This window comes from Streptomyces lancefieldiae (assembly GCF_031845825.1).
GTDB classification, from domain to species: Bacteria; Actinomycetota; Actinomycetes; order Streptomycetales; family Streptomycetaceae; genus Streptomyces; species Streptomyces lancefieldiae.
In genome coordinates, this window is sequence record NZ_JAVRFH010000007.1 from 113,916 (window position 1) to 134,933 (window position 21,018).

Below are 21,018 nucleotides of genomic sequence, written 5' to 3' on the forward strand. Positions count from 1 at the left end.
CGGCACAGCCTTCATCCGTCGGCGACTGACCGCCTGCTGTCGGACCACGAAGCGGTCTCCGCGAAGCCAGTTCGTGAATCGGCCGGCAGGCCCCTACTCGGCGGCCCGACGAGGACGCTGGACCCGAGGAGCGGCGGGAGGCGGACATCCGACGGCTCGGGCTGCAGCCCGACGTCGAGTCCGACGCCCTATGTCCTGTTGGGTCCCGAGGAAGTGGACGAGGACAGCGAGTGGGCCGTGCATGCACGTGGGCGAGCCGGCTTGCCGATTCACCCGGACGGCACGCGAGCTTCCTCGAGTTCATGCGGGACGTGCACCGGGAGTTCCACAGCTGCGGGCGCACCGGAGCGACGGGGAGCCGGAGTTCGTCGACGACACGACGCCGGAGGGTGGACACCGCGGTGGAGGCGGCCCTGCCGAAGGCGCTGCACGGTGGCTGGGAACGGGCCGTGAAGGCGCTGGACGAGCCGAAGGGTACGGCAGGGGCCGGGGACCACCGGACTGGGCGACCAGACACGCCGGCCGGCCCGCGCCACGCCTGGGCGACGGTTCCCGCCCGCAGGCACTCGCCGAGACGCGGGGCCTCCCACAAGGTCCGGGCGCTGGAGGATCGCGCGGCCCCCCTGGAACGCGAGCGCGAGCAGCACGACCAGGCCCCGGCACAGCGGGAACGCACCTCCCTCGCCCGCGAGCTCCACGACATCGTCGCCCATTCGGTCACCGTCATGCTGATCGGCGTGCGCGATGCCCGGGACGTCCTGCCGACCGAGCCAGGTCGCGGCTGAGACGCCACCGTGCCGTGGCCACGGGGTACGACAAGCTCGCCGTCCGACACGAGGCGACCTGCTGGTCACAGACCTCAACGAGTCGCTGTGTCCAGCACTTTCACAACAGCCTCACACCCCCAGCTCCTTGAGACGCTCGAGGTCGTCAGCGACCGACTCCCGCTCCTGGGCGGTGAGATGGACTGCGGTGGCCTGGTCGAGCGCGGACCTCGCGGTCTCTTCGTCACCGAGGCGCCCGGCGACATCCGCACGCAGCACGAGGAGGCGAAGCAACTGCACGGGCGTGGGCCGCTCGTCCTCGAGGCGCAGCACCCGATCGATGATCTTCGCGGCGCTCGCGGGGTCCTCTTTCGAGTCCGCGAGCAGGGATGCGTGGTGGAGTGCTCGGGCAAAGGTTTCCTTGGGCGCGGGCCGGTGGTGCTGGTCCTGGCTCGTCCGCTGCCCGATGCGGAGGCAGTTGCCGCCCGGGTCGGTCACGAGGAACTGCCGCACGCCGTGCGACGTGTCATTCAGCGGCCCGATGCGCGGCAGTCCGCGGGTCGGGATTCTCCCGTACTCCGCCTTGAGCCTGGCCCGGAAGACCTCGTGCAGCCCATCGACGTCATCGGTATGGACGTAGCAGGTGCTGTATGACTCGGCCGGCTCGTACTGCTTCATCCCGAAGAAGTGGAGCTGAATGCCACCACGCTCCACGACTGCGTACGGATTGGGACTCTTCTGCTGGAATGTCACCTTGAACCCGAGGGCGGTGTAGAAGTCGAGAACAGGCTGGATGGTCCGGCAGGGCAGGATCGGGATCGTCTTCTCCTCCATGCCGACAGTCTAGTCAAAGTTGAATAGCGGGGGCGGTTTTTGGCGGGACCGCCCCGGGCGGCGTCCGCTTCGAGTGACACCCTGGTAGTGAGGACCGCGGTCACCGTGACGGTGGTGGCGGCGACGACGGCGCTGGAGCGCACGGTGCGCAGGACGGGGCCGGTTCGCCGGCCGTGGCAGCAGCCCATGCGGTGTGGCCAGGACCAAGCAAACTCGATCAGACTGAGATCATTCAGCTCCTTTGCGCATATACCCTCCATCTGCAAGCATCGATATCAGACAGCACTTTGCGAACAGCAGTGCGCGCCGCACATCAGCCGCGCGCATCCTCGGCAGAGCCGACGCCTTCACCCGAACGCCGTCCCGCCTGCCTCAGAAGGCAGTTCCTCAGCCACCGCCACCATCAGACCAGGCCAGGAGGCGCATCATGGCCACGGCGGCACTCGCTTCCGAACGAGAGTCGGACTATCTGTCGCAACTGACGATGGCCGCGGCACGCTACGCGAACCGGACCGAACGGCGGGAGAAGAACCAATCCGCTCTCGAGACGCGTGGCCCGCTGTACGCGGATGCCCCCGAGCGTGTCGAAAAGCGGCTGGCACGTCTCGGTGCCGACTGGGCCATGATCCGGGCGATCCAGCGGACGCCGACGGAGCCGGCCAGCAGCGCGGGAAGCACCCTGCAACTGCCCCCTGAGGCCTTCACCAGTGAGGTGCTGGGACTGGAGCGCCTCATCGGGCGCAACAACCTCACCCCCGTCGCGTTCCTGGAGGAAGGCGTCCAGGTCTCCCGCTCAGTCGGCCGGATCACCATCAACGGGCCCGGAGGCGGACACGGCACCGGCTTCATGGTGTCCCCCTCCCTGCTGCTCACCAACAACCACGTGCTGCGCGGCATGGAGGAGGCGAGCCGCAGCGAGGTCGCGTTCGCGTTCCAGGACGGCATTGACGGAAGCCCGCTCGTACCGGCGGTCTTCCAGCTGGAACCGCTCCGGTTCTTCGTCACCGACCGGGCGCTGGACTACAGCCTCGTCGCGGTGGCCCCGCGCGGTGTTCAGGGCGAGGCGCTGTCGTCGTTCGGCCGGTTGGTCCTCAGCGAGGCCGAGGGCAAGGTTGTCGTCGGGGAGTTCGTCAACATCATCCAGCATCCCCGGGGTGAACCGAAGCAGATCGCGCTGCGCGAGAACCAGGTCGTCGACGTGCTGGAGCGGTTCCTGCACTACGAGTCCGACACCCGTGAGGGTTCGTCGGGTTCTGCGGTGTTCAATGACCAGTGGGAGGTCGTCGCGCTGCACCACTCGGCTGTCCCGAAGATCGATGCCGAGGGTCGGCCACTGAGTATCGACGGCACGGTGTGGCGGCCCGAGACGGGCGAGCAGCGACTGGCCTGGCGGGCCAACGAGGGGGTGCGGATCAGCCGCGTGCTGCGGGCTCTGCACGAGGCGCCGCTGTCCGGTGAGGCGGCCCGGCTGCGGGACGAGGTGTTCACCACAGGACTCGCTCCGTCCCCCAGGGAGAGCGCGGCCCCGATGCCCCCCTCCGACGGCAGGCCCACCCGGCCGCGAACCGACGGCTCACAGGCACAGGCACAAGAACAGACGCACGCGGCCGACGGCACCGTCCAGCTCACCATCCCGCTGCGGATCACCCTCGGCTTCGATACGCCCATGTCTTCGCAGGCTGCCCTCGTCGCCCCGCTGTCCGCGCTCGCACCGACGTCGAAGGCCCCACCGCAGCCGCCCCCGACCGGACGACCGGACGTCGTGGCAGCGGTCGAGAAGGACGTCGACGCGGCGCTGATCAATCATCGGCTCACGCAGGAACTTCCCTACTACGACCGCACCGCGGACTTCGCCGCGCGCGACGCGTACTACGCACACATCGGCACCGGTGACGGTGACGGGCTGCGCCGCGCGCTGGCCATGCTGCTGACGGACACCCACGAGCCCCAGCCCAGGTACAAGCCGATGAGGCTGGTCTACCCGTGGGTCGACCTGCACAAGGACGGCCGGCTCCACAGCATCTACTCGGGCAGGGACTTCAGCGCCGAGGAGCTCATACAAGCCGACGCGGCCGTGGCGAAGGCCCGGCTGGCTCGCGTGCAGGAACTCCTGTTGCAGGAGAGCACGGCGGGACCGGCCGAGTTCGAGGCGGAGTTCGATGCCCTGGAGGCGTCCATGCCGTTCAACTGCGAGCACGTCGTGCCGCAGTCATGGTTCGCCAAGAAGGAGCCGATGCGGGGCGACCTGCATCATCTGTTCGCGTGCGAGGTGGGCTGCAACAGTTTCCGCGGCAACTTCCCGTACTTCGACTTCCCCGACTTCGACGAAGCGGTCCGGGACGCCTGCGGGATGCGCGAGAGCGTGGGATTCGAACCGCAGGAGGGCAAGGGCGTGGTCGCCCGTGCCACCCTGTACTTCCTGCTCCGCTATCCGGGCCAGGTCGGTGACGCAGCTCGCGAGTTCCCCGAGGACCGGCTGCCGATCCTGCTGCGGTGGCACGAGAGCGAGGCCGTCACCGAGTACGAACTGCACCGTAATGCGGCCATCTCGGAGATCCAGGGCAACCGAAATCCGCTGATAGACCATCCCGAGTGGGCACGCGAGATCGACTTCACCGGCGTCTGGTCCTGAGTTCGCCGTGCGAATCACCATACTCGTGGGAGGTTCCCAGGCCTCCTTTTCTGTGGGACCGCGAAGGAGTCGATTCCGTGTCGGTCATAAAAGGACGCCACCCCGCTCCGGACATCGGTACGTGCTGAGCCAGTGAGGATCGTATGCCCACGCCCCAGAAACTGCCCATCGTCTACGTCCGGGGGTTCGCCGGCGATACGGCAGGCATCGACAAGGCCGTGACGGATCCCTTCTACGGATTCAACGAGGGCTCCACGCACATCCGTATCGGACCGGACAACGAGCCCAACTTCTACCAGTTCGAAAGTCCGTTGCTGCGCCTGCATCTGGACGAGGGTTACCAGATCCTGGTCGACGGAAGTCAGGCGATCTACCTGAATTCCCATGCCACGATCCCACCTGAAAGCATCTGGATTCACCGCTTCTACGATGTGTCCGCGAGCACCTGGAGCGGCAGGCCGAAGGAATTCCGCATGGAGACGGCTGCGACGGACCTGCTGACACTGATCGACACGATCAGGGAGAAATCCGGGGCGCCCCGCGTCCACCTCGTCGCGCACTCCATGGGCGGCCTGGTGTGCCGTTGCCTGATCCAGAAAATCCTTCCGGACCTCGGCCGCGACCCCGCAGAGTGCGTCGGGAAGCTCTTCACGTACGGTACACCGCACGGCGGCATCACCTTCGACTTCGGCTTCGGCATGCTGGAGAGGTTGCGCGACGCCATCGGCGTCAACGGCGGACAGATCTTCGGCCCCGAACACATGTACAGGTATCTGACGCCTGAGTCCGTCGCCGATCCGGACGGCCGGCCGGAGGGCTGGGACCCCTGTGAGATGCCCCCGGACCGGCCGTTCGCCTTCCCCCACGACCGGGTCTTCTGCCTGATCGGCACCAACCCGGCCGACTACGACGTGGCGCGTGGTCTTTCCGCTGCTGTGGTCGGGCCCCGCAGCGACGGTCTGGTACAGATCGACAACGCATACGTCCCCGGTGCCCATCAGGCGTGCGTGCACCGCAGCCACAGCGGACGCTACGGGATCGTGAACTCCGAGGAGGGCTACCAGAACCTGCGACGCTTCCTGTTCGGCGACCGTGAGGTGAAGGTCGCGCTCGTCGGCCACCGGCTGCCACAGCGACAGGACATGGCCTGGCAGGCCGAGGTCGGTCTGTCGGTACGCGGCCTCCAGATCGTGATGCACGAACGATCGAGCGCCCACTGGTGCCCGGTCCAACTGCGGGACGGCACACGGAGCGTCACCGCTGGGGGCCGCCCCACGGAAGCCGTCACGGACGCCGACGGAGCCGTACCACTGGTGGACACCTTCCTGTGCAGCAACCTGGCTCCTCCCGGCGATACCAGCACCATGCGGTATGCGCTGCACCTCCGGATTCTGTCGCTGCGTGAAAGCAACGGCCTCCTGAATTTCGGCGACCACTTGGAGCAGACCGCCGACTTCGACGACATCCTCGTCGTCGACGTCGGCGCCGACGGTGCGACCTCCGTGCCCGCCCTCTCGGCCGTCTGGAACTCGGCCATCTCCGGCTCCATCAGGGACTATCGCCCGGGCAGCCATGCCCGCGACGACGAGAATCCGGGCACCGACAGCTGGGTCAACCACATCGAACTGCCCCACACCGCCGTCCCGCTCGTGGGCGCGGACGCCCGGCTCCGGCTCACAGTGACGCCTTGGCGATGACGAGAGGACGCGAACTTCGCAGCAGCTGATCGGCAGGCTCTTGGCGGGAGTGGTCCCCGAAGAAGAACGAAGTCCCAGGTGGGCACTGCGGTGGCCAATGGTTCACATGGCCAGAAGAATGAATACGTGGGGCCAGTTGAGGCTTTTGTGCCAAAACACCCATCGAGAGGATGGTCATGGACCACGAGCGCAGGCAAGTGCGGAGGGCGACCGCGTGGCGGCGGCCGACCGTCGGCGGCGCCCTCGAGGCTGACCGCCGGGCCACCGATACGGTCGGCCCGGAAACGGCGGCGGAGCACGGCTTGGCCGTCGAAAGCTGCGGCACCGATCCCTCCGCGCTGAACTCCGGACAGCTGTACCGCAGGGTGAACGGCAGGGACAGCCGGGCGCAATCAGTGAGCGAGGAGGAACTCGCCGGTCTGAGCGACCCGATGGCCGCCGAGTTCTTCCACAAGAACAGATTCCCGTTGACAGTGCAGGAACTGTTGTCCGGACTGCCGGAGGCTGCCGCCGCCTCTCGGCGGGTGTACCTGGTCGGTGAGGCCGGGCAGATCGCGCCGGACACCTCTCCAGGACTGCACCGTGACCTGCGCTTCGCCATCACCGTGGCCGTGCGGGACGGCCGGCCGGACCTGCTCGTCAGTACGCAGGCCGGCGGCGACCAGGTCACAGCGTTCCTCCAGGTCGCGGCGTGGGACCCTGGCGCGAAGGTCTTCAATTTCTACATGCGCATCGGCCGGGCCTGGATATGGGCGGGCAACTCCTGGGACGCCTTGGAGCCGGACTCCCGCGGCAAGGGCTGTTTCGACAGCCATGTCAACGGGAGCGCCGTGATGAAGGAGCTCAGGATCCCTTGGCTCAACTGGCAGTCCGAGCGGGCGACGATCCGGCTGGCCGACGACGACCCGCTGCGCCGTGATCCTCTCTACCAGCAGGTCACGGGCGCCCAGAAGCTGGAGCTGACCGTCCGGTCGCTGGTCACCAGATGGACCGCCGCGCGACTCGCCGAGGTCACCGCGAACGGCGTCGTCGAGCACCCCGACCGTCTGCTCCGCCACCTGTTCACGACCACCACCGTCAACCTCGCCAGCACGGACAGACAGAGCAGCGTCATCGCCCCGGGATCAACCGACCTGGTGCTCCCGATGGGGTTCTGGCTCAATCAGGATGTTCTACTGGACGACCTCGGCCTGGTGACGCAGGCCGCGCCGCCCACGGCGCCCGCCGCCCGGTACTGCTCTAGCCTGGCCCGGTTCCGCTTCCGGCTGGAAGAGCGGTCCGGAGACGGCGGCGTCGTCTTCCGCCGACCCGGTGACACCTTCTTCGCCTTCGTGGTGCCCGAGGCCGCTCACGAGGACAACGAAGTGGTGCGGCAGATGATCCGCCATGGGCTGCTCTCGGCGAAGTTCGCCGCCTGCGTGATGATGGTCGACTTCCCCAATCCGGTCTTCAGCCTCCCCCGGGCGCGTCTCATGCGGTATGCGCCCACCGCAGCGACCCATCCTTCGGCACTGTGCGACCGGACGGCCCTGGCTGTCACGGATGCCGCACGCGCCCTGCCCGCCGACAGCCCGGAGGGCCGCTTCGCCGCGCACTGGCAGGTGCCCGACGACGCGTGGCGGACGTTGTTCGGACAGCGCGTGGACGCCTACCTGCGCAGGGCCGCAGCACAGGCCCGCACCGAAGACGGTTTCGACGACTACGTCCGCCTCGCCGAATCCCGCCGCCGGCAACTCCGGGCCATGAAACTGCACGAGTTCCAGCTGACCCTGCCGGTCACCGACATCCCCGCCGACGCGCCGCCGTCGGCGATGCGTGAGGACGCCACCGTCGTCCCCGTGCCGTGAATCACCGCCCGTGCGCTCGGTCACCACGCCGTCCGCTTCACACGAAAGAACGGACCATGACGAAACTCGACGCCTACAGGCCCCCCGGGAGCCTCGACGACTTCGACGACTTCGGCCGCAAGGCGTGGAACGCCTTCATCTCGAACTCGGTGGACGCGGCCGTCAAGGGACCCGATCCCGACGAAGTGCTGCACGACAGTCCAAGGCCTCAGTTCTACAACCTGACCAGCGCGGACACCGCTGGCGATGCCACCCGGGCCGTCATCAGCTGGACCGCGTTCCCCCGCGTCATCAAGATCACATCGAGTTCCGACGTCCAGCGGTGGGAACGCGCCGACGCCAGCCGTGACGTCCAGGACGAGTACTGCGAATGGAGCGTCACCCGCGACAACACCAACAAGATCACGCAGGTCACGTTCACCTGTGAAGGCCCCGAGTACTGGGAAGTGCTCGCGGAGACCAACCCGCAGAAGGTCATCGAGCTCTACCGTCGCCACATCGATCCTGACGTCCGTCCAGAGGATCTGTTCTCCCCCACCGGTCAATATCAGCCACGCAACAAGTGGAACGACTCCACGAGCCACGGCGCCATGCACCTCGTCCAGCGCAACAACACCCTGGGCGCCGAGATCGAACTGGCCGCGGCGGCCACCGTCCGACGCGTCATCGACGGCGCGGAGCTCACCACCGAGCAAGAGCTCATCTCCTGCGGCAAGTACGGAGCCCCTGAACGCAACAGCGATCCGCACATCGGCGCCGGCGTCAACGCCCTCGCCCGCCAAGGAGCCGACATCACCCTCGCCGACCCCGTCGGCCTGTACTTCGACGACCTGTCCATCGACGGCTGGGAGACGCCCGACGGGTCCGACCCCAAGGGCTACTGGACTTACCTCAGGGGCGACACGGAACACCGCGTCCGAGCCGTCTACCAGGTCCCACCGGAGAAGGGTTTCTGCGTGGGAGACATCACCATCGCCGGCAGGCCCATCGATTTCGGCTCCCAGATCGCAGACTTCATCACCATCAAGCTCACCGGTATCGCCTGCCGTTTCGGCAAGAGTGCAGCCGAACCACGGACCTCCTGCGTGGAATTCCTCCCGGCCGACATGCCCGAGGAGGCGTTCACCGCGGAGGCCTTCTCCGCCCACGGCACCTTTCTCAACCCGAGGCCCACTCTCTCCGGCCGGTCCTCCCGCGTCGCCTGAACCGTTCAGGGCTTCGTGCCGCCCTGGGTGATGTGCCACGGCACGAACGCGTTCTTCACCCCCGCGAGGGCACTACGCAGCTCCGGGTAGTGGCGCAACAGCACGGTGCCCATGGTGTTGTCGTCGATCCATGCCATGCCGGCTTTGGAGTAGACCTCCGGCGTATAGAACTCGGTGTAGAACCGGTCGCTGTTCAGCCGACGCGAGGCCATCAGGATGAAGATGCGGAATGCCGTGTCGCTGAAGGCGAATCCAGCCGGAAGCTTCTCCGCATACAGGCCCACCGTCAGATCGACCTGCTCGATGTCGTCCTCATAAAGCCGCTTGATCTCCTCGGCCCAAGCCGGGTTGTCCGTGAGTTCCTCGAAGCTCTCCGCGGGCTTCAGCCGCAGCAGCCGCCGGAACTCGTTGTAGCGGGGTACGCCCAGCTCCCGGCTGCGCAGGATGTCGGTAGCGGCGAGGTCCTGCAGCTGCCCGTCGGGACGCTCGTACTCCTGCAGGAACCGAGGGAAGTTGTGCAAGGTGACCAGTCCCGGATGGAGGGTGCCGAAACTGTAGAACAGATCGGCCGTCTCCGTGGTCCTCAGGACCTTCAGCGCCTCGGGCCCGGCAAGCTCGCGGAAGGTGCGGTGGCTCAGGGTGGCGTTGTCGGCGACCGAGCGCAGGTGCCAGTCGTCACGGACGAGCGGATGCATGCGGTAGACAGCCACGAACTCCTCCGTGAGGGCGTACGGGATCCCGTAGTGGTCCGTCCTGCCGCCGGGGATGCCGCTGACGGTCTCGCTCTCCGCGATCCGGCCGAAGAGGTTGTGGACGCGCTCGCCCGCGATGCCCCACCAGTTGGCTCGCATCGCCTTCACCGTGGTGGGGTGGCTGATGACGGCCGGCGTCCACTCCACGGTATGGATCTTGGCCAGGAGCGCGGCATTGACCAGCCGGGCCCGCTGAAAAAGCTCCTCGTCGCCCCAGGACGGATAGGCGGCGTGCAGGTGGTCGCAGATCGCGTTGTGCTCCTGGGTGAACAGGTTCTGCATCATGACGAGGCCCAACCAGAAGCCGGGAACACGAGCTGGGTCGGAGGGGGCCGGGGGCAGCTTGTCATCCCACAGACGCAGTTTGCCCAACTCGCCGGAGCGCAACAGTCGCTGTTCCCCTTCGTTGGTCCCATAGATCTGGGACGCGTCCCACCAGTGGGAGGAGACATTGACGCGGGTGTCGGGTGTTCCCTCCGGCGCCCGAGGATCCCGGGTGGGGTCGTCCGGTGTCCGCATGATCCGCATCGGGCGTTCCGGCCACGGGTCGTCATCCATGAGGGGCACTTCCCAGGGCTGTTCCGTGGGACTCGTACCATGGCTGAACCAGTCGCGGATCATGAACTGCAGCCAGGCGGCGACCAGGGAGTTGACCGACTTGGCCGGGATCAGCTCGGTGCGCGTGAGGAGAGCTCGGCTGACCTCGCGCGGGTTCGGCCTGGACAGAACCCGATCGGGGGTGGCCGGGGCGATCTTGCCCAACGGAATGTTGCGGCCGAAGCGGGTTCCCGTCATACCCATGCGCGGCTCGTCGAGGTCGTTGTGGCTGCCGTCGGCGGTCCGGTTGACCTTGTGACGCGCGGACGGGGGCGCGGGGTCGGGGAGGTTGGCAAAGGGCAGTCGGGTGGTGTCGTGGAGGTTCTTCTGACGGAGTCGGACGCGTAGCCCGAGGAGGGTGAGCAGGCCGGGAACAAGGGCCAGTTTGTCCCATCCGGTACGCCGGTCGACGTATTCGGCGATGCCGGTGACGATCCGCCAGGGGAAGGAACGACGGTACCCGGAACCGGATCGACGATGGGTGGTGTGTCTTTGCGAACTCAACGTGGTACTCCTCGGAACGGGTCGCTCCTCATCCGGCCACGAGGTGCTGACCATGTGCACCGGGTGGCCACGAGAAGCGGGGAATGCGACAGGGCTGAGACGTCGACGAAGCGGCTTGTGCCGGGTGCTCCAGAGGCGGTTTCCCCCACGGCTGTGGAATCGTCGGCCCACCCCGCGTTCCAGCTGCCGAACGTGTCGGAGGCTCTCGGTGTCGCGCACCTGCTCGCCTGCGACGCCCGACGAGTGCGGCCAGGGCGGTCGTGCGCGACGATCTCTCAGGCCGGGCCGGCAGGCCGGTGGCCCCGTGCTCCGGCCCGCGTGTGCGCGGAGGCGTGGCCATGGGCCGTACGTTGTTCGGCCATGGCATCTCCCTGAGAGAACTTCCTCCCAAAAGCCACATTACGGGGTGCACTGCGCACACGCACCTTGCGGGGAATCCGCCGCATGGCCGGTCATCAGCCTTCTGGCCGCCGGGTCGGTGGTGATCCGGCCCGGAGCCCGGCCATGCCCGGTCCCGCGCGGCCGCGGAGTGCGGTCAGTGCGCGGGCGGTGAACCCGGTGGCATCGGCGAGATCTGCCGGTGATCGCACACTGGCGTGCAAGCCACGTTTCTCCCCTCGACAGCCGCCGAGTCCGACCGAAGCGGTGTGGAGTCGGCCCAGGCCGGTCCTCATTGGATCGGTGCATCAGGCGGGGGGAGCTGGACGGTTCGCTCCCGATCGACTGATTCGACACCGTCCACCGCCTCCAGAGCCGGTACCCGGTCCTCCACGATGGTGCCGGAGAGCGTGCCAAGGATCGGCTGCTCGCCCGTGACCGTCAGCCCGACGTGCCGCAGGACCTCGACGACTTCCGCGAACCGGTCGGGGTCAACCGCGAGGTTGACCCCGACCGGTGCGGATTGCGACGACTCGCTCACGGGGCCTGGAGCAGACCCGCACCGACGTCCCTGAGGGGCTGTGTCAGCGGGAACGCACCGGCCTTCAGGCCGGCCATGAGATCGGCCGCGGACACGTGGGGATTCGCCTGGGCCAGCAGTGCGAGGACACCCGCCACGTGCGGCGTGGCCATGCTGGTGCCGCTCAGGGGCTGATACCCCCCGCCGGGGGCGGCCGAATGCACCTGCCAACCGGGCGCGGCGATATTGACCTCTCCGCCCTGGCCGTTGATGGCGCCGTTGGAGAAGAACGCCGGCGCGATCGCCTTGTCGAGCGCGGCCACCGCAAGGATGGAGGGGCAGTTGGCCGGCCGGCTGACGGGCTCGATCTGCGGCGGGCGGCGGCTGTCGTTGCCCGCGGCGGCGACGATCACCGTCCCGCGCTCGAGCGCGCGCTTGGCCAGGATCTCGTACGTCTGCGGGAAGAGCTCACCCGGTCGGACCTGGCCCCCGAGCGACATGGAGATCACCCGCGCGCCGCGGGCGACGGCCCAGGCAATGCCGGCCAGGATGAAACCGTCCTGGCCACTGCCCGCGTTGCTGAGCACCTTCGCCGCGAGGATCTGGGCCTCGGGGGCCACTCCGTAGCGGGGACCCTGCCGGGGGTTGGCCGGGCCGGCGGCGGTGCCGATGCAGTGGGTGCCGTGGCCGTTGCCGTCCTCCACGGTCTCCCCGGGCACGAAGGATTCCGCCGCCTCGATGCGGCCCGCGAAGTCCGGGTGGTCGGTGTCCACGCCGGTGTCCAGGACAGCGATCTTCACACCGCGTCCGGTCAGGTGGGACAGGTTGGCTCGGATCGCCTGCAGACCCCAGGTCCAGCTGTCCTCGCTCCAGGCCGGTCCCAGACCCGCGGCCATCTCGGCCTTCGTGTGACGCGCGACCACATCCTCATCGCTGCGGAAGGCCGGGAAGAACTCGGTCGGTGCTTGCTGCGGGGCGGTGATCGGCAAGGCGTGGACCATGCGTTCCGGTTCCGCCGCAGTGATCGAAGGCTCCGCCTCTGCCGTGGTCACCAGGGCGTGGCGCTGCTCGGGCCGAACCTCGACGACGGCTGCGGCGAGGTCTTCGAAGAGCACCGAGACGTCGGGGCGTTCGAGGAGTTCGGCGACGTTCCCGACGTCGGTGCCTCGAACGCGCTCGACGGACGCGATGTCGGCGGCGGAACGCAGCGCGTTGATTCCACTCTCCTGGCTGCTCGGGTCGAACAGGACCACGTACCGCCCGGTGTACTCCGTACCGTGGCCGATGACGGAGCCATCGGGCCGAGACGGCTGCTCGCCGAAAGCGCGCCTGTCCATGGGGCCGTTCACCATCGAGTTCCCTGCTTTCTGTGCGCTTCCCCCCTGTGCGTGGAGGCGCGCCGGCACACGGAGTGTCGGGTGCGAGGACGGTGGGGGCGGTTCAGCCGTGTATCGACGCGTGATGACGTAGGCCGGCAAGGTCGTCCCTTGCCGGACGATCGGCTTTCCCCCTTCGGACACCGTCGCACTGGGCGGGGAGGGCCGCAACACAGCGCCGCCAACCGGCAGCGGGATTCCGGCGTGATGTCCGTTCAGCGGCGGGCCGCTCATCGTCCGGGTGTCGGCTGCCCCCCAGGTCGCGGCCTCGGGAGCGGCTCGACACGGCGTGGTCGGGAGCGGAGCATGTGGGTGGTGAGCAGCACGTGGGGCATCCACGGGACATGTCCTGGCAGGGAGGGCAGCGGATGGGCAACGGGCACCGAGATGGTCACGGCGCGGTCGGCCGGCGGGCGCCGCAGCAGGCCGTGTCAGTTCCGATCTCCTCCGCTTCCGCGTCCTCCGGGCGGGTCGGGGCAGGGGTGTGCATCGGTGTCCTGGGAGGCTTCGGACTGTGGGTGGACGGGGAGTCGGCAGCCGTCCCAGCGGGGTCGGAGCGCGTACTGGCGTTCCTCGCCCTGTGCGCCCGGGCGGCGGTCCCCCGCCCCCTGATCGCGGGCACTTTGTGGCCGGCGTCGTCCGAGCACAGTGCGCACGCCAATCTCCGCTCGGCCCTGGCACGCCTGCACCACGCCGGCCGGCAAGCCCTGGAGATCGGCCCGGCCGAGGTACGTCTGGCCCGCGACACCACCGTCGACCTCCACGACGCCCGCCGGACCGCCCACCGTATCCTTGACCCTGCCGATTCCGGCCGACCCCCCTGCAGTTCGGCTTTGGACGCCGTCGATGTCCTCTCTGCCGACCTGCTGCCCGGCTGGTACGACGACTGGGCGCTGCTGGAGGCGGAGGACTGGCGGCAGCTGCGACTGCACGCCCTGGAGACGCTCGCCGGACGGCTGATCACGGCACGGCGGTATGCCGAGGCCGTCGCCGCCGCGCAGGCGGCCGTGCACGCTGATCCGCTGCGTGAGAGCGGCCAGGCATGTCTGGTGCGGGCCCACCTGGCGGAGGGCAACCCCTCCGAGGCCCTGCACGCATTCGCCCGCTACACCCGGCGCCTGCACGACGAACTGGGACTGGAGCCGACCGAGCGGATACAGCGGCTGGTCGCCGGCCTTGTCCGGTCACGCCGCGGTGACGACCGGCCCGGACCATGAGGGCATGGCCGAGGTCGAGCACCGGCATGACGCTCACCCGGGTCGGTGCCGGGCCACGCGGCCGTCACACGGCGGTGACGCTTCGGCCGGAACACTCGTGGACGAAGGTTCCGCCGAGGGGACCTCCTGTGCAGCCGCGCCCAAGGAGGACAGCCATGGCCGCCCCAATGTCAGCAGACCGGTTCCTCGACTCGCTGCGCGCCGAAGGGCTCACCGTCGTCGAGCACCGGTCGTGGCGCACCCACAATCGCAACCACAAGGGCCCCTGGGGCCCCGTGCACGGGGTGATGATCCATCACACGGTCACCACCGGCACGACGAGCAGCGTCCAGCTGTGTTACGACGGCCACTCCGCCCTGCCCGGGCCGCTGTGCCACGGAGTTGTCGCCAAGGACGGCACCGTGCACCTGGTCGGCAACGGCCGCGCCAACCACGCGGGACTCGGTGACGACGACGTCATGCGCGCGGTGATCGACGAGGTCGCCCTGCCGCCCGACAATGAGGCCAACACCGACGGCAACCAGCACTTCTACGGCTTCGAGGCGATCAACCTCGGCGACGGCACCGACCCGTGGCCCCAGGTGCAGTTGGAGGCGATCGAGAAGGCGGCCGCCGCCGTCTGCCGGGCCCACGGCTGGACCGAGCGCAGCGTGATCGGCCACCTGGAGTGGCAGCCCGGCAAAATCGACCCCCGGGGTTTCACCATGGCGTCGATGCGTGGCCGGATCAGGAACCGCCTGAGCACCGCCCTGGCCGGAACCCCCGCTACTCCATAGGGTCACGGGAGATCGCCACGGCGAGGACGCGGGCGAGGCAGGCGCCCACCCGGCCGCGCCAACTCCTGCACCACACATCCGAGTTGGTCGGCCAGCCGGAATTGCGGCGTGGTCGGCGTGGTCGGCGTTCCCAAATGCCGGGGATCTGCTCACGGAAAGTCTCCCGCGTCAGGTCCAGTTCGGGACAGACCAGGCCTCGCGTTCACCGACACCCGACGGGCGCGTCACTCGTGCCTTCGCGCGCGGCCGCCATCAGCCCGGTTGCGGGGCATCCAGGGCAGAGTAGCGTGGATCTCACCCATGCTGTCTGATCCTGGAGGTAGGAAATGTTTCTCAGACTGCTGCGGCGTCGTATGCCGTACGGGCTCGTCCTTCTCGGCAACGGCCGTCTGATCCGGGGTTTCAGCGGCGCCTTCTACGACGGTCACGGATACCACTCCTGACACCGGCCCCACGTCTTCGGACCGGGTCCGCCACCGGAGGGTTCCAGACCGACCTTGGAGGATGGTGCGGTGGCAGAGAACACCGATGCCCTGGTGGCCATGACGCGGATCCTGTCACCGCACTGCCGTGTTACCAGGATGTCCGACGGAGCGCTGATCGCGGACTGGCGGCGGACGCGTTTTCTCGGAGTGGCGACGGCGGACATACGGAAGTTCGCTGGTGAAATCTCCGAGGAACGCGACGAAATCATTACCGGTCTCGTCCGCGCCGGGTGTGCGACGGCCCGCCGGAGCCAGCAGTCGGACGTCGCCATCGGGCTTTGGCTGCGCGGAGTGCACCTGCTGATCCGGACCATGGGATTCGGGCGCGCCCTTCGGCTCCTGTCTTTGGCCGCCCCCGATTACGCCCGTGCGGATCCCGCCGCCACGGAGGACGTCGAACGGCTGAAACAGGCAGTGCAATCACACGGTCGCAGAAGCTGGTTCGTCAACGACGACTGCAAGGCCGAGGCGATGACGGCCTTCGTCCTGCTGCGGCGGCGCGGCTTGAAAGCCGTACTTCACGTCGGGGTGCGCGAGCACCCGTTCGCCCTGCACGCCTGGACGTCTTCGTCCGGCCTGTGCATCCCCAACGCCGATCCGCGCGGGCACGCGTTCGCACCGGTTCTCTCGGTCGACGGCGGAGGACAGTGACGTGGAAGCACTCCGCCTCGAGTGGGACGGGGGCGTCCCGAAGCTCTGGACAGCCGGGGCCATGGAGCGGCAGGGGCTCGTGACGACGGTTTCCTCACGAGCCAGGACCGCCGTGGTCGTCGGCTGGGTCGGCTCCGTCCGTGAGCGCGTGGCGGGTGCGCGCGGCCTCCTCGAGGGCTGGGACCGGCCGCAAGCGGCACCGCGTCTGCCGACCGGCGACTACGCGGCCGTCCTGGTGTGCCGCGACCGGATCCTGCTGATGCGCGACGAGCATGCACGCATCCCCCTGTTCTTCAGGGAGTCCGGTGGTCGTGTCACCGCGGTGAGTACCTCGGCGAGCCACCTGGGCGGCGGATCAGGACTGGAACGGCGCTACTTCTGCCGCTACCTGACCGGGAACATGGCGCAACCTCACTCGGAACTCACCCCCTTCGCCGGGGTGCACCGCATACTCGGTGGCGAGGTGGTGGAACTTTCGACCACGGGGCAGCTGCGCGGTCGGATGCCGCGACACGTCCGTCAGGCCCACGAGCCGTCAGTGCAGGCAGCGGACGAACCCGACCTCGGCGGGGCCGCGAAGGACCTGCGCCTCGCATTGGAGAACGCTGTCGGGCGCCGTATGGGCAGGATGACGGCATGCCATGTCTCCGGCGGCACCGACTCCACCAGCGTCGCGCTGCTCGCGGCACGTCTGCTGGCCGCCGGACAGGGACCCCCTGGGGGCCTTGTCCTGCTCGCCGGGCGCTTCGAAAGGGGGGAACTCGCCGCCGAACAACCTTATATGGACGAGGCGATGGCGGAGATCCGCCGGTACGCGCCCGCCGCCCGTCCGATGATCGTCGATGTCGACGACGTGTCCGACTTCGACGACTTCCCACACCACGCCGGAGACCCGGACGAGCCTCATGCGCACGCCTTCCGCGCGCCGTTCTGGAGCAGGCTTCACGCCGCTGCGGCGCAACTGGGCTGCGACAGCCTCTTGACCGGCTGCGGGGCCGATCCGATTGCGGACGCCAACCCGCTTCACCTCCACAGGCTGGCCCGCACCGGGCAGCTCCGTCAGATGACGAGGCAGGCACGTGACTGGGCCGCGGGCAGCGAGCGGGGCTTGTGGGAAGTCGTCTCCGCCCACGTGGTGCAGCCGGCTCTTCCGCTGGCCGCCGAACGGGTCACAGCGTTCGTCCGCCGCCGCGGAACGGTGCTCGACGGCCTCGGTAACTTTACCCGCCCTCGTTGGCTGCGTTCTGGATTCGCGCGGGCTCACGGCTACCGTGAGGCCAGCATCGCGGAGAGCCGCTTCGTGTTCGGGCGCAAGCCCGAGCAGTCCCTCTACGAGGCCGCCAACTACATCGCCGCTCCCGACCCGCTGTCCTGGCGCCGCGCACCGCAGGACGGGTTCTTCCTCTCGCACCCCTTCCTCGACCCGGAGGTCATCGCCACGATGCGCCGCCTCCCCGCCGAGACGGCGTTCCATCCGGGCCGTCCGAAGGCGGTGTTGCGCGAGGCGATGGCGGATCTGCTTCCCTCCCGAATCGGCGGCCGGGTCGTCAAGGTGCCCTTCAACCAGCTCTACGCCCGCGGCCTGCGGACGCACGGCGACGAACTCATCGACCTCTGCCGCTCCGCGAAACATCCGCTGACCGCTGAGATGTTCGACGTCGAGACGCTGTGCCGGGCGGTGAGGGAAGCACAGTTCGGCATAGGGAGCTCCTATTCCTGGGACCGCCTGAACAGTTCTCTCGCCCTCGTGGTGTGGCTTGAGCGATTGGACCAGCGCTCCCGCGCGCGCCGTGCGGCCATGCCGGTCATCGCTGGTACTTGATGTCCCACAGAGTCCGTTTGATGGGACCTGTTGCGGCGGTGACCAAGCCGTACCGGCTCAACATCTCGCGAATTTCCGCTCTGGAGAGGATGCGGTCTTCCTCACCGTTTCGCGTGATGGATTCCGACAGGCCTGCACCGTGCGCACCGAACTGCCAGTAGACAGTGACGTAGCGAGGGTCCATCACATGCTGGTCGATCGCGTTGTTCTCATACACCCGGCCGCGGTAGACGACGGAGTCGAGACTCTTGTCCTCCTTGACCCACTGGGGTACCGCGCCACCGCCCCAGGAATACCCCTCCACCTGGATCTGCTCCAGACCGAGCCGATCCTTGCGCGCCAAGTGCGCGGAGGCATAGAGCGCCAACTGGTCATACGGCGTGTCGATGGGCAGCTGCACAACCGTTTGGGTGACGAACGCGTCTTGCGCCTCGATCCAGTTCCCGGCAGGCACCCATGGCTGCGCCAGCACCAGCTGGCCGGCCTGGTAGATCTCCCTTCGGGAGAGCGGGTGTTGCACCTGGAAGTCGCGGAATGTCTCAGCATCTGCGCGCCATTGGTCGCGCGGCCGGTCCGTCTGGCTGAGCGACACCTGCTCACCCATGGCGTGAAATTCGGTGCCGAGCACGAAGAAACCCACATCGCTGTGGTTCTCGATCCTGATGTCGACCGGCACGGCGAATTCCTTACGGTCCTTACTCATCACAGGCTTACCCACGGCGATGTGGACGAGGGGCCTGACACCGCGCTGGGACGGGTGGTAGAGGTGTTCATAGCCGAAATTGGCTACGGCGAGAGCCGAGGAGACGATCAGTGCCGCGGCCACCCGCTTCGGAGAAGGGATCGTGACCGATGTCCGCCACACCGCGAATACGGCCCACGCGGATCCCGCCGTGAGCAGGCTGAACAGCACGCGGTAAAGTATGGAATCGCCGTCCCTGAATGTCTCCAGCAGGACCATGGTGTTGGCCAACAATGCCGCGACCGTGCCGATCAGCGCGACCAGCCCGGAATAGGGGAAGCTACTCCGGTGCCAGTGGTCCACGACCGCGGCAGCGCCCAGTAACGAGAAGGCCGAGACCAGAATGAGGATGGCACCGGTGATGCGCCCCGTGTAGGTCAGGGCCCCGCTGAGGTCTTCGACGCCCCACCAACCCAGCAGCAGCGAGGCCGGGAGGAGGACCAGCAGGATCAATACCATGGCAGCCGGTGACCGCCTGGTGCTCGTCGTGATCAGTAGCGCCCGCAGGCGCGAGCCGACGCCGGCCCCGGGAGAGGTCCTCACGTGATCATCTCCTGACGCCGCTGCCCGTCTCCCCTGTGCTGACGGTGACCGCGACCGGAACGGACACTCAAGCCGACCGCGAAGAGACCCGCCGGCAGGCATCGGCCTATGCGAACTGGACCCACGGGGTTCTCCTTCGACCGTCACTGCGGCACTGCGGCACTGCACGGGTGAAGCACCTTCTGGCGAGCCCCTGTTGGCTTCCCGCTGCACGTACGTCGTGGTGGCGTCGCGGAGCAGCCGATCCCCGCAGTGGACCAGAGAACCTGATGCTGCGCCGGGACCCGAGCACCATCGTCCGTGCTGATCATTCGGAGCACCACCCGGAAGCCTCCGGACGGCCTACACGAATGAGCCCCCTGCGGACTTCGGACAGGAGGTGCGCTCTCGTCGATGCCGCGGAGAGCGAGGAACTCGCGCTGGTCCTCACCGACGGAGGCGAGCACCCGCCCGTGGGTGGGAACTGCGACCAGCAACAACATCCACCCCGCCCGCGGTTCACCGGCAAGTGCGGCTCCAACCGAGCCCACTCCTCATCCGAAAGATCCCCCCGCCCCATGCCCCCCCCGAAACGAGTCCCCAGCCGGAGCGTCACACGAACCATCGGACAGGCCCTGGCCGGCGAGCGGCGGGGCAGCGGTTTCGCGGCCCGCCAGCCGGGCTGGTCAGATGCCCATGGAGGCCATTTCGATGGGTGAGCGGTAGTTGGCCGCGGCGGTGACCACGCAGGCACGGTACGTCCGGTCGCTCTTCACGACCAGGAAGTAGTCGCGAAGGTTCTTCCCATAGTTGACCAGATAGCCGAGTCCGGGCACGAAGCCGGCCGGGCGCGGCACGAGGGCGAACGCCTCACTGCACTTGAGGATCTCGCCGGTGGCCGTGGACAGTACGTTGGCCACCTCGGCGTTCATGTTCCAGCCGGCCGCCAGCTCGGGCGTCCAGATGGCACCGGCGATGGCCCGCAACTGCTCCTGCTCCTCGGGTGTGGGGTCGCTCATCTCGATCGACTGCGCGATCACCGGTGCGCCGGCCGGCGGACCGCCGGCGGCTGCCGCGGCCGGTCCCGCAATGGCCGTCGCGACCAGGAGTGCCGTGAGCGCGACGGCGATCCTGGTACCTTCGCCTCTTCTGTGTGCGCTGCCTGTGGTCACGGTGTGTCCCTCCTGTGAATGACTGCCTTCGACGCCTGAAGGTGACATGCGCGGGCAAGGCGGTCAACGGCCGCAATCGCGCCACACACCCTCATGATCCGGCCGACGTTCTGCACGTCGCATCAGGCACGGGCCGGCGCAGAGGACGAAGTCGGGGGTGATCCGCGATCAGTGAGGTGCTCGCCGTTCAGGCGGAACGGGCGAAACGGTGGCATGAGGGTCAACGGAACGTCGTGCGACCCGCGTGGCAGGAGCCGCCGACGGCTTCGACATGGCCGGCTACACCACCCTTCCCTGAGCCAGCATGGTGGCCGCGCGCATACCCCGTCCCCGAACTATGGCGCCCCGCCACATGCGCCCCTGAGCTGCGGCTTCCTACCGTGCCCCGACACGTACCCGTCCCCACCGCGCACGAGGAAGCGGTGCACATGGCCTCAGCAGCACCCGCTCCCCCGACGGTCCGAAGATTCCGCCGTTGTCGGTGACCGATGCCCAGCGGGCCGTGCTGGAGGGCTGGGGCGCGTC

The 21,018-nt window shown here is 68.2% G+C and carries 14 protein-coding genes and 1 pseudogene; 9 read left to right on the plus strand and 6 right to left on the minus strand.

Annotated elements, in window-relative coordinates; genetic code table 11:
- Positions 1 to 389: 389 nt before the first annotated feature.
- The gene (locus RM812_RS09375; RefSeq protein ID WP_311571954.1) at positions 390 to 785 is read left to right on the plus strand and encodes a histidine kinase; all 396 of its coding nucleotides are present in this window, start codon (positions 390 to 392) and stop codon (positions 783 to 785) included.
- A gap of 111 nt (positions 786 to 896) precedes the next feature.
- Here RM812_RS09375 and RM812_RS09380 read toward each other — a convergent pair whose 3' ends face one another.
- Positions 897 to 1,598: a bleomycin resistance protein gene (locus tag RM812_RS09380; RefSeq protein WP_311571955.1), complete on the minus strand. Its 702-nt coding sequence runs from the start codon at positions 1,596 to 1,598 to the stop codon at positions 897 to 899.
- A 427-nt stretch (positions 1,599 to 2,025) separates the two neighbouring features.
- Here RM812_RS09380 and RM812_RS09385 point away from each other — a divergent pair, with 427 nt between their 5' ends.
- From RM812_RS09385 to RM812_RS09400, 4 genes are all read left to right on the plus strand, one after another.
- On the plus strand, positions 2,026 to 4,230 hold the full coding sequence (locus RM812_RS09385; protein ID WP_311571956.1) for an endonuclease: 2,205 nt from the start codon (positions 2,026 to 2,028) through the stop codon (positions 4,228 to 4,230).
- 143 nt (positions 4,231 to 4,373) lie between these two features.
- Positions 4,374 to 5,927, plus strand: a complete 1,554-nt coding sequence (locus RM812_RS09390) for an esterase/lipase family protein (protein WP_311571957.1) — start codon at positions 4,374 to 4,376, stop codon at positions 5,925 to 5,927.
- A gap of 302 nt (positions 5,928 to 6,229) precedes the next feature.
- The gene (locus RM812_RS09395; protein ID WP_311571958.1) at positions 6,230 to 7,774 is read left to right on the plus strand and encodes a hypothetical protein; all 1,545 of its coding nucleotides are present in this window, start codon (positions 6,230 to 6,232) and stop codon (positions 7,772 to 7,774) included.
- Positions 7,775 to 7,830: 56 nt separating this feature from the next.
- On the plus strand, positions 7,831 to 8,979 hold the full coding sequence (locus RM812_RS09400) for a hypothetical protein (RefSeq protein WP_311571959.1): 1,149 nt from the start codon (positions 7,831 to 7,833) through the stop codon (positions 8,977 to 8,979).
- Positions 8,980 to 8,984: 5 nt separating this feature from the next.
- On the opposite strand, the gene RM812_RS09405 is transcribed toward RM812_RS09400, so the two are convergent.
- From RM812_RS09405 to RM812_RS09415, 3 genes are all read right to left on the minus strand, one after another.
- Complete coding sequence (locus tag RM812_RS09405; RefSeq protein WP_311571960.1) at positions 8,985 to 10,832, minus strand: peroxidase family protein; 1,848 nt, start codon at positions 10,830 to 10,832, stop codon at positions 8,985 to 8,987.
- A gap of 670 nt (positions 10,833 to 11,502) precedes the next feature.
- Positions 11,503 to 11,751 (minus strand): hypothetical protein, encoded by a 249-nt coding sequence (locus RM812_RS09410; protein ID WP_311571961.1) that lies wholly within the window; start codon positions 11,749 to 11,751, stop codon positions 11,503 to 11,505.
- The gene (locus RM812_RS09415) at positions 11,748 to 13,067 is read right to left on the minus strand and encodes a S8 family peptidase (RefSeq protein ID WP_311571962.1); all 1,320 of its coding nucleotides are present in this window, start codon (positions 13,065 to 13,067) and stop codon (positions 11,748 to 11,750) included. The genes RM812_RS09410 and RM812_RS09415 overlap by 4 nt, the downstream gene beginning before the upstream one ends.
- A 383-nt stretch (positions 13,068 to 13,450) precedes the next feature.
- Here RM812_RS09415 and RM812_RS09420 point away from each other — a divergent pair, with 383 nt between their 5' ends.
- The 4 genes and pseudogenes from RM812_RS09420 to RM812_RS09435 all read left to right on the plus strand — a co-directional run bounded on the left by RM812_RS09420 (position 13,451) and on the right by RM812_RS09435 (position 18,057).
- Complete coding sequence (locus RM812_RS09420; protein WP_311571963.1) at positions 13,451 to 14,323, plus strand: AfsR/SARP family transcriptional regulator; 873 nt, start codon at positions 13,451 to 13,453, stop codon at positions 14,321 to 14,323.
- A 155-nt stretch (positions 14,324 to 14,478) separates the two neighbouring features.
- Positions 14,479 to 15,096: pseudogene (locus tag RM812_RS09425) on the plus strand (N-acetylmuramoyl-L-alanine amidase); the annotation flags it as partial.
- A 515-nt stretch (positions 15,097 to 15,611) separates the two neighbouring features.
- On the plus strand, positions 15,612 to 16,235 hold the full coding sequence (locus tag RM812_RS09430; RefSeq protein WP_311571964.1) for a lasso peptide biosynthesis B2 protein: 624 nt from the start codon (positions 15,612 to 15,614) through the stop codon (positions 16,233 to 16,235).
- A gap of 1 nt (position 16,236) precedes the next feature.
- A complete protein-coding gene (locus RM812_RS09435; protein ID WP_311571965.1) occupies positions 16,237 to 18,057 on the plus strand; it encodes an asparagine synthase-related protein in 1,821 nt (606 codons plus the stop codon).
- On the opposite strand, the gene RM812_RS09440 is transcribed toward RM812_RS09435, so the two are convergent.
- Together RM812_RS09440 and RM812_RS09445 are read right to left on the minus strand one after the other, a co-directional pair.
- Positions 18,041 to 19,258: a hypothetical protein gene (locus RM812_RS09440; protein ID WP_311571966.1), complete on the minus strand. Its 1,218-nt coding sequence runs from the start codon at positions 19,256 to 19,258 to the stop codon at positions 18,041 to 18,043. The two genes, RM812_RS09435 and RM812_RS09440, sit on opposite strands and share 17 nt — an antisense overlap.
- A gap of 749 nt (positions 19,259 to 20,007) precedes the next feature.
- Positions 20,008 to 20,493 carry a hypothetical protein gene (locus RM812_RS09445; RefSeq protein ID WP_311571967.1) on the minus strand — a complete coding sequence of 162 codons (486 nt, stop codon included), beginning with the start codon at positions 20,491 to 20,493 and terminating at the stop codon, positions 20,008 to 20,010.
- Positions 20,494 to 21,018 lie beyond the last annotated feature (525 nt).

Coding starts and splice junctions, on each gene's coding strand:
- RM812_RS09400 (WP_311571959.1), top strand. CDS start 7,831: ATGACGAAACTCGACGCCTACAGGCCCCCCGGGAGCCTCGACGACTTC.
- RM812_RS09385 (WP_311571956.1), top strand. CDS start 2,026: ATGGCCACGGCGGCACTCGCTTCCGAACGAGAGTCGGACTATCTGTCG.
- RM812_RS09420 (WP_311571963.1), top strand. CDS start 13,451: ATGTCCTGGCAGGGAGGGCAGCGGATGGGCAACGGGCACCGAGATGGT.
- RM812_RS09390 (WP_311571957.1), top strand. CDS start 4,374: ATGCCCACGCCCCAGAAACTGCCCATCGTCTACGTCCGGGGGTTCGCC.
- RM812_RS09440 (WP_311571966.1), bottom strand. CDS start 19,258: ATGGTATTGATCCTGCTGGTCCTCCTCCCGGCCTCGCTGCTGCTGGGT.
- RM812_RS09380 (WP_311571955.1), bottom strand. CDS start 1,598: ATGGAGGAGAAGACGATCCCGATCCTGCCCTGCCGGACCATCCAGCCT.
- RM812_RS09415 (WP_311571962.1), bottom strand. CDS start 13,067: ATGGACAGGCGCGCTTTCGGCGAGCAGCCGTCTCGGCCCGATGGCTCC.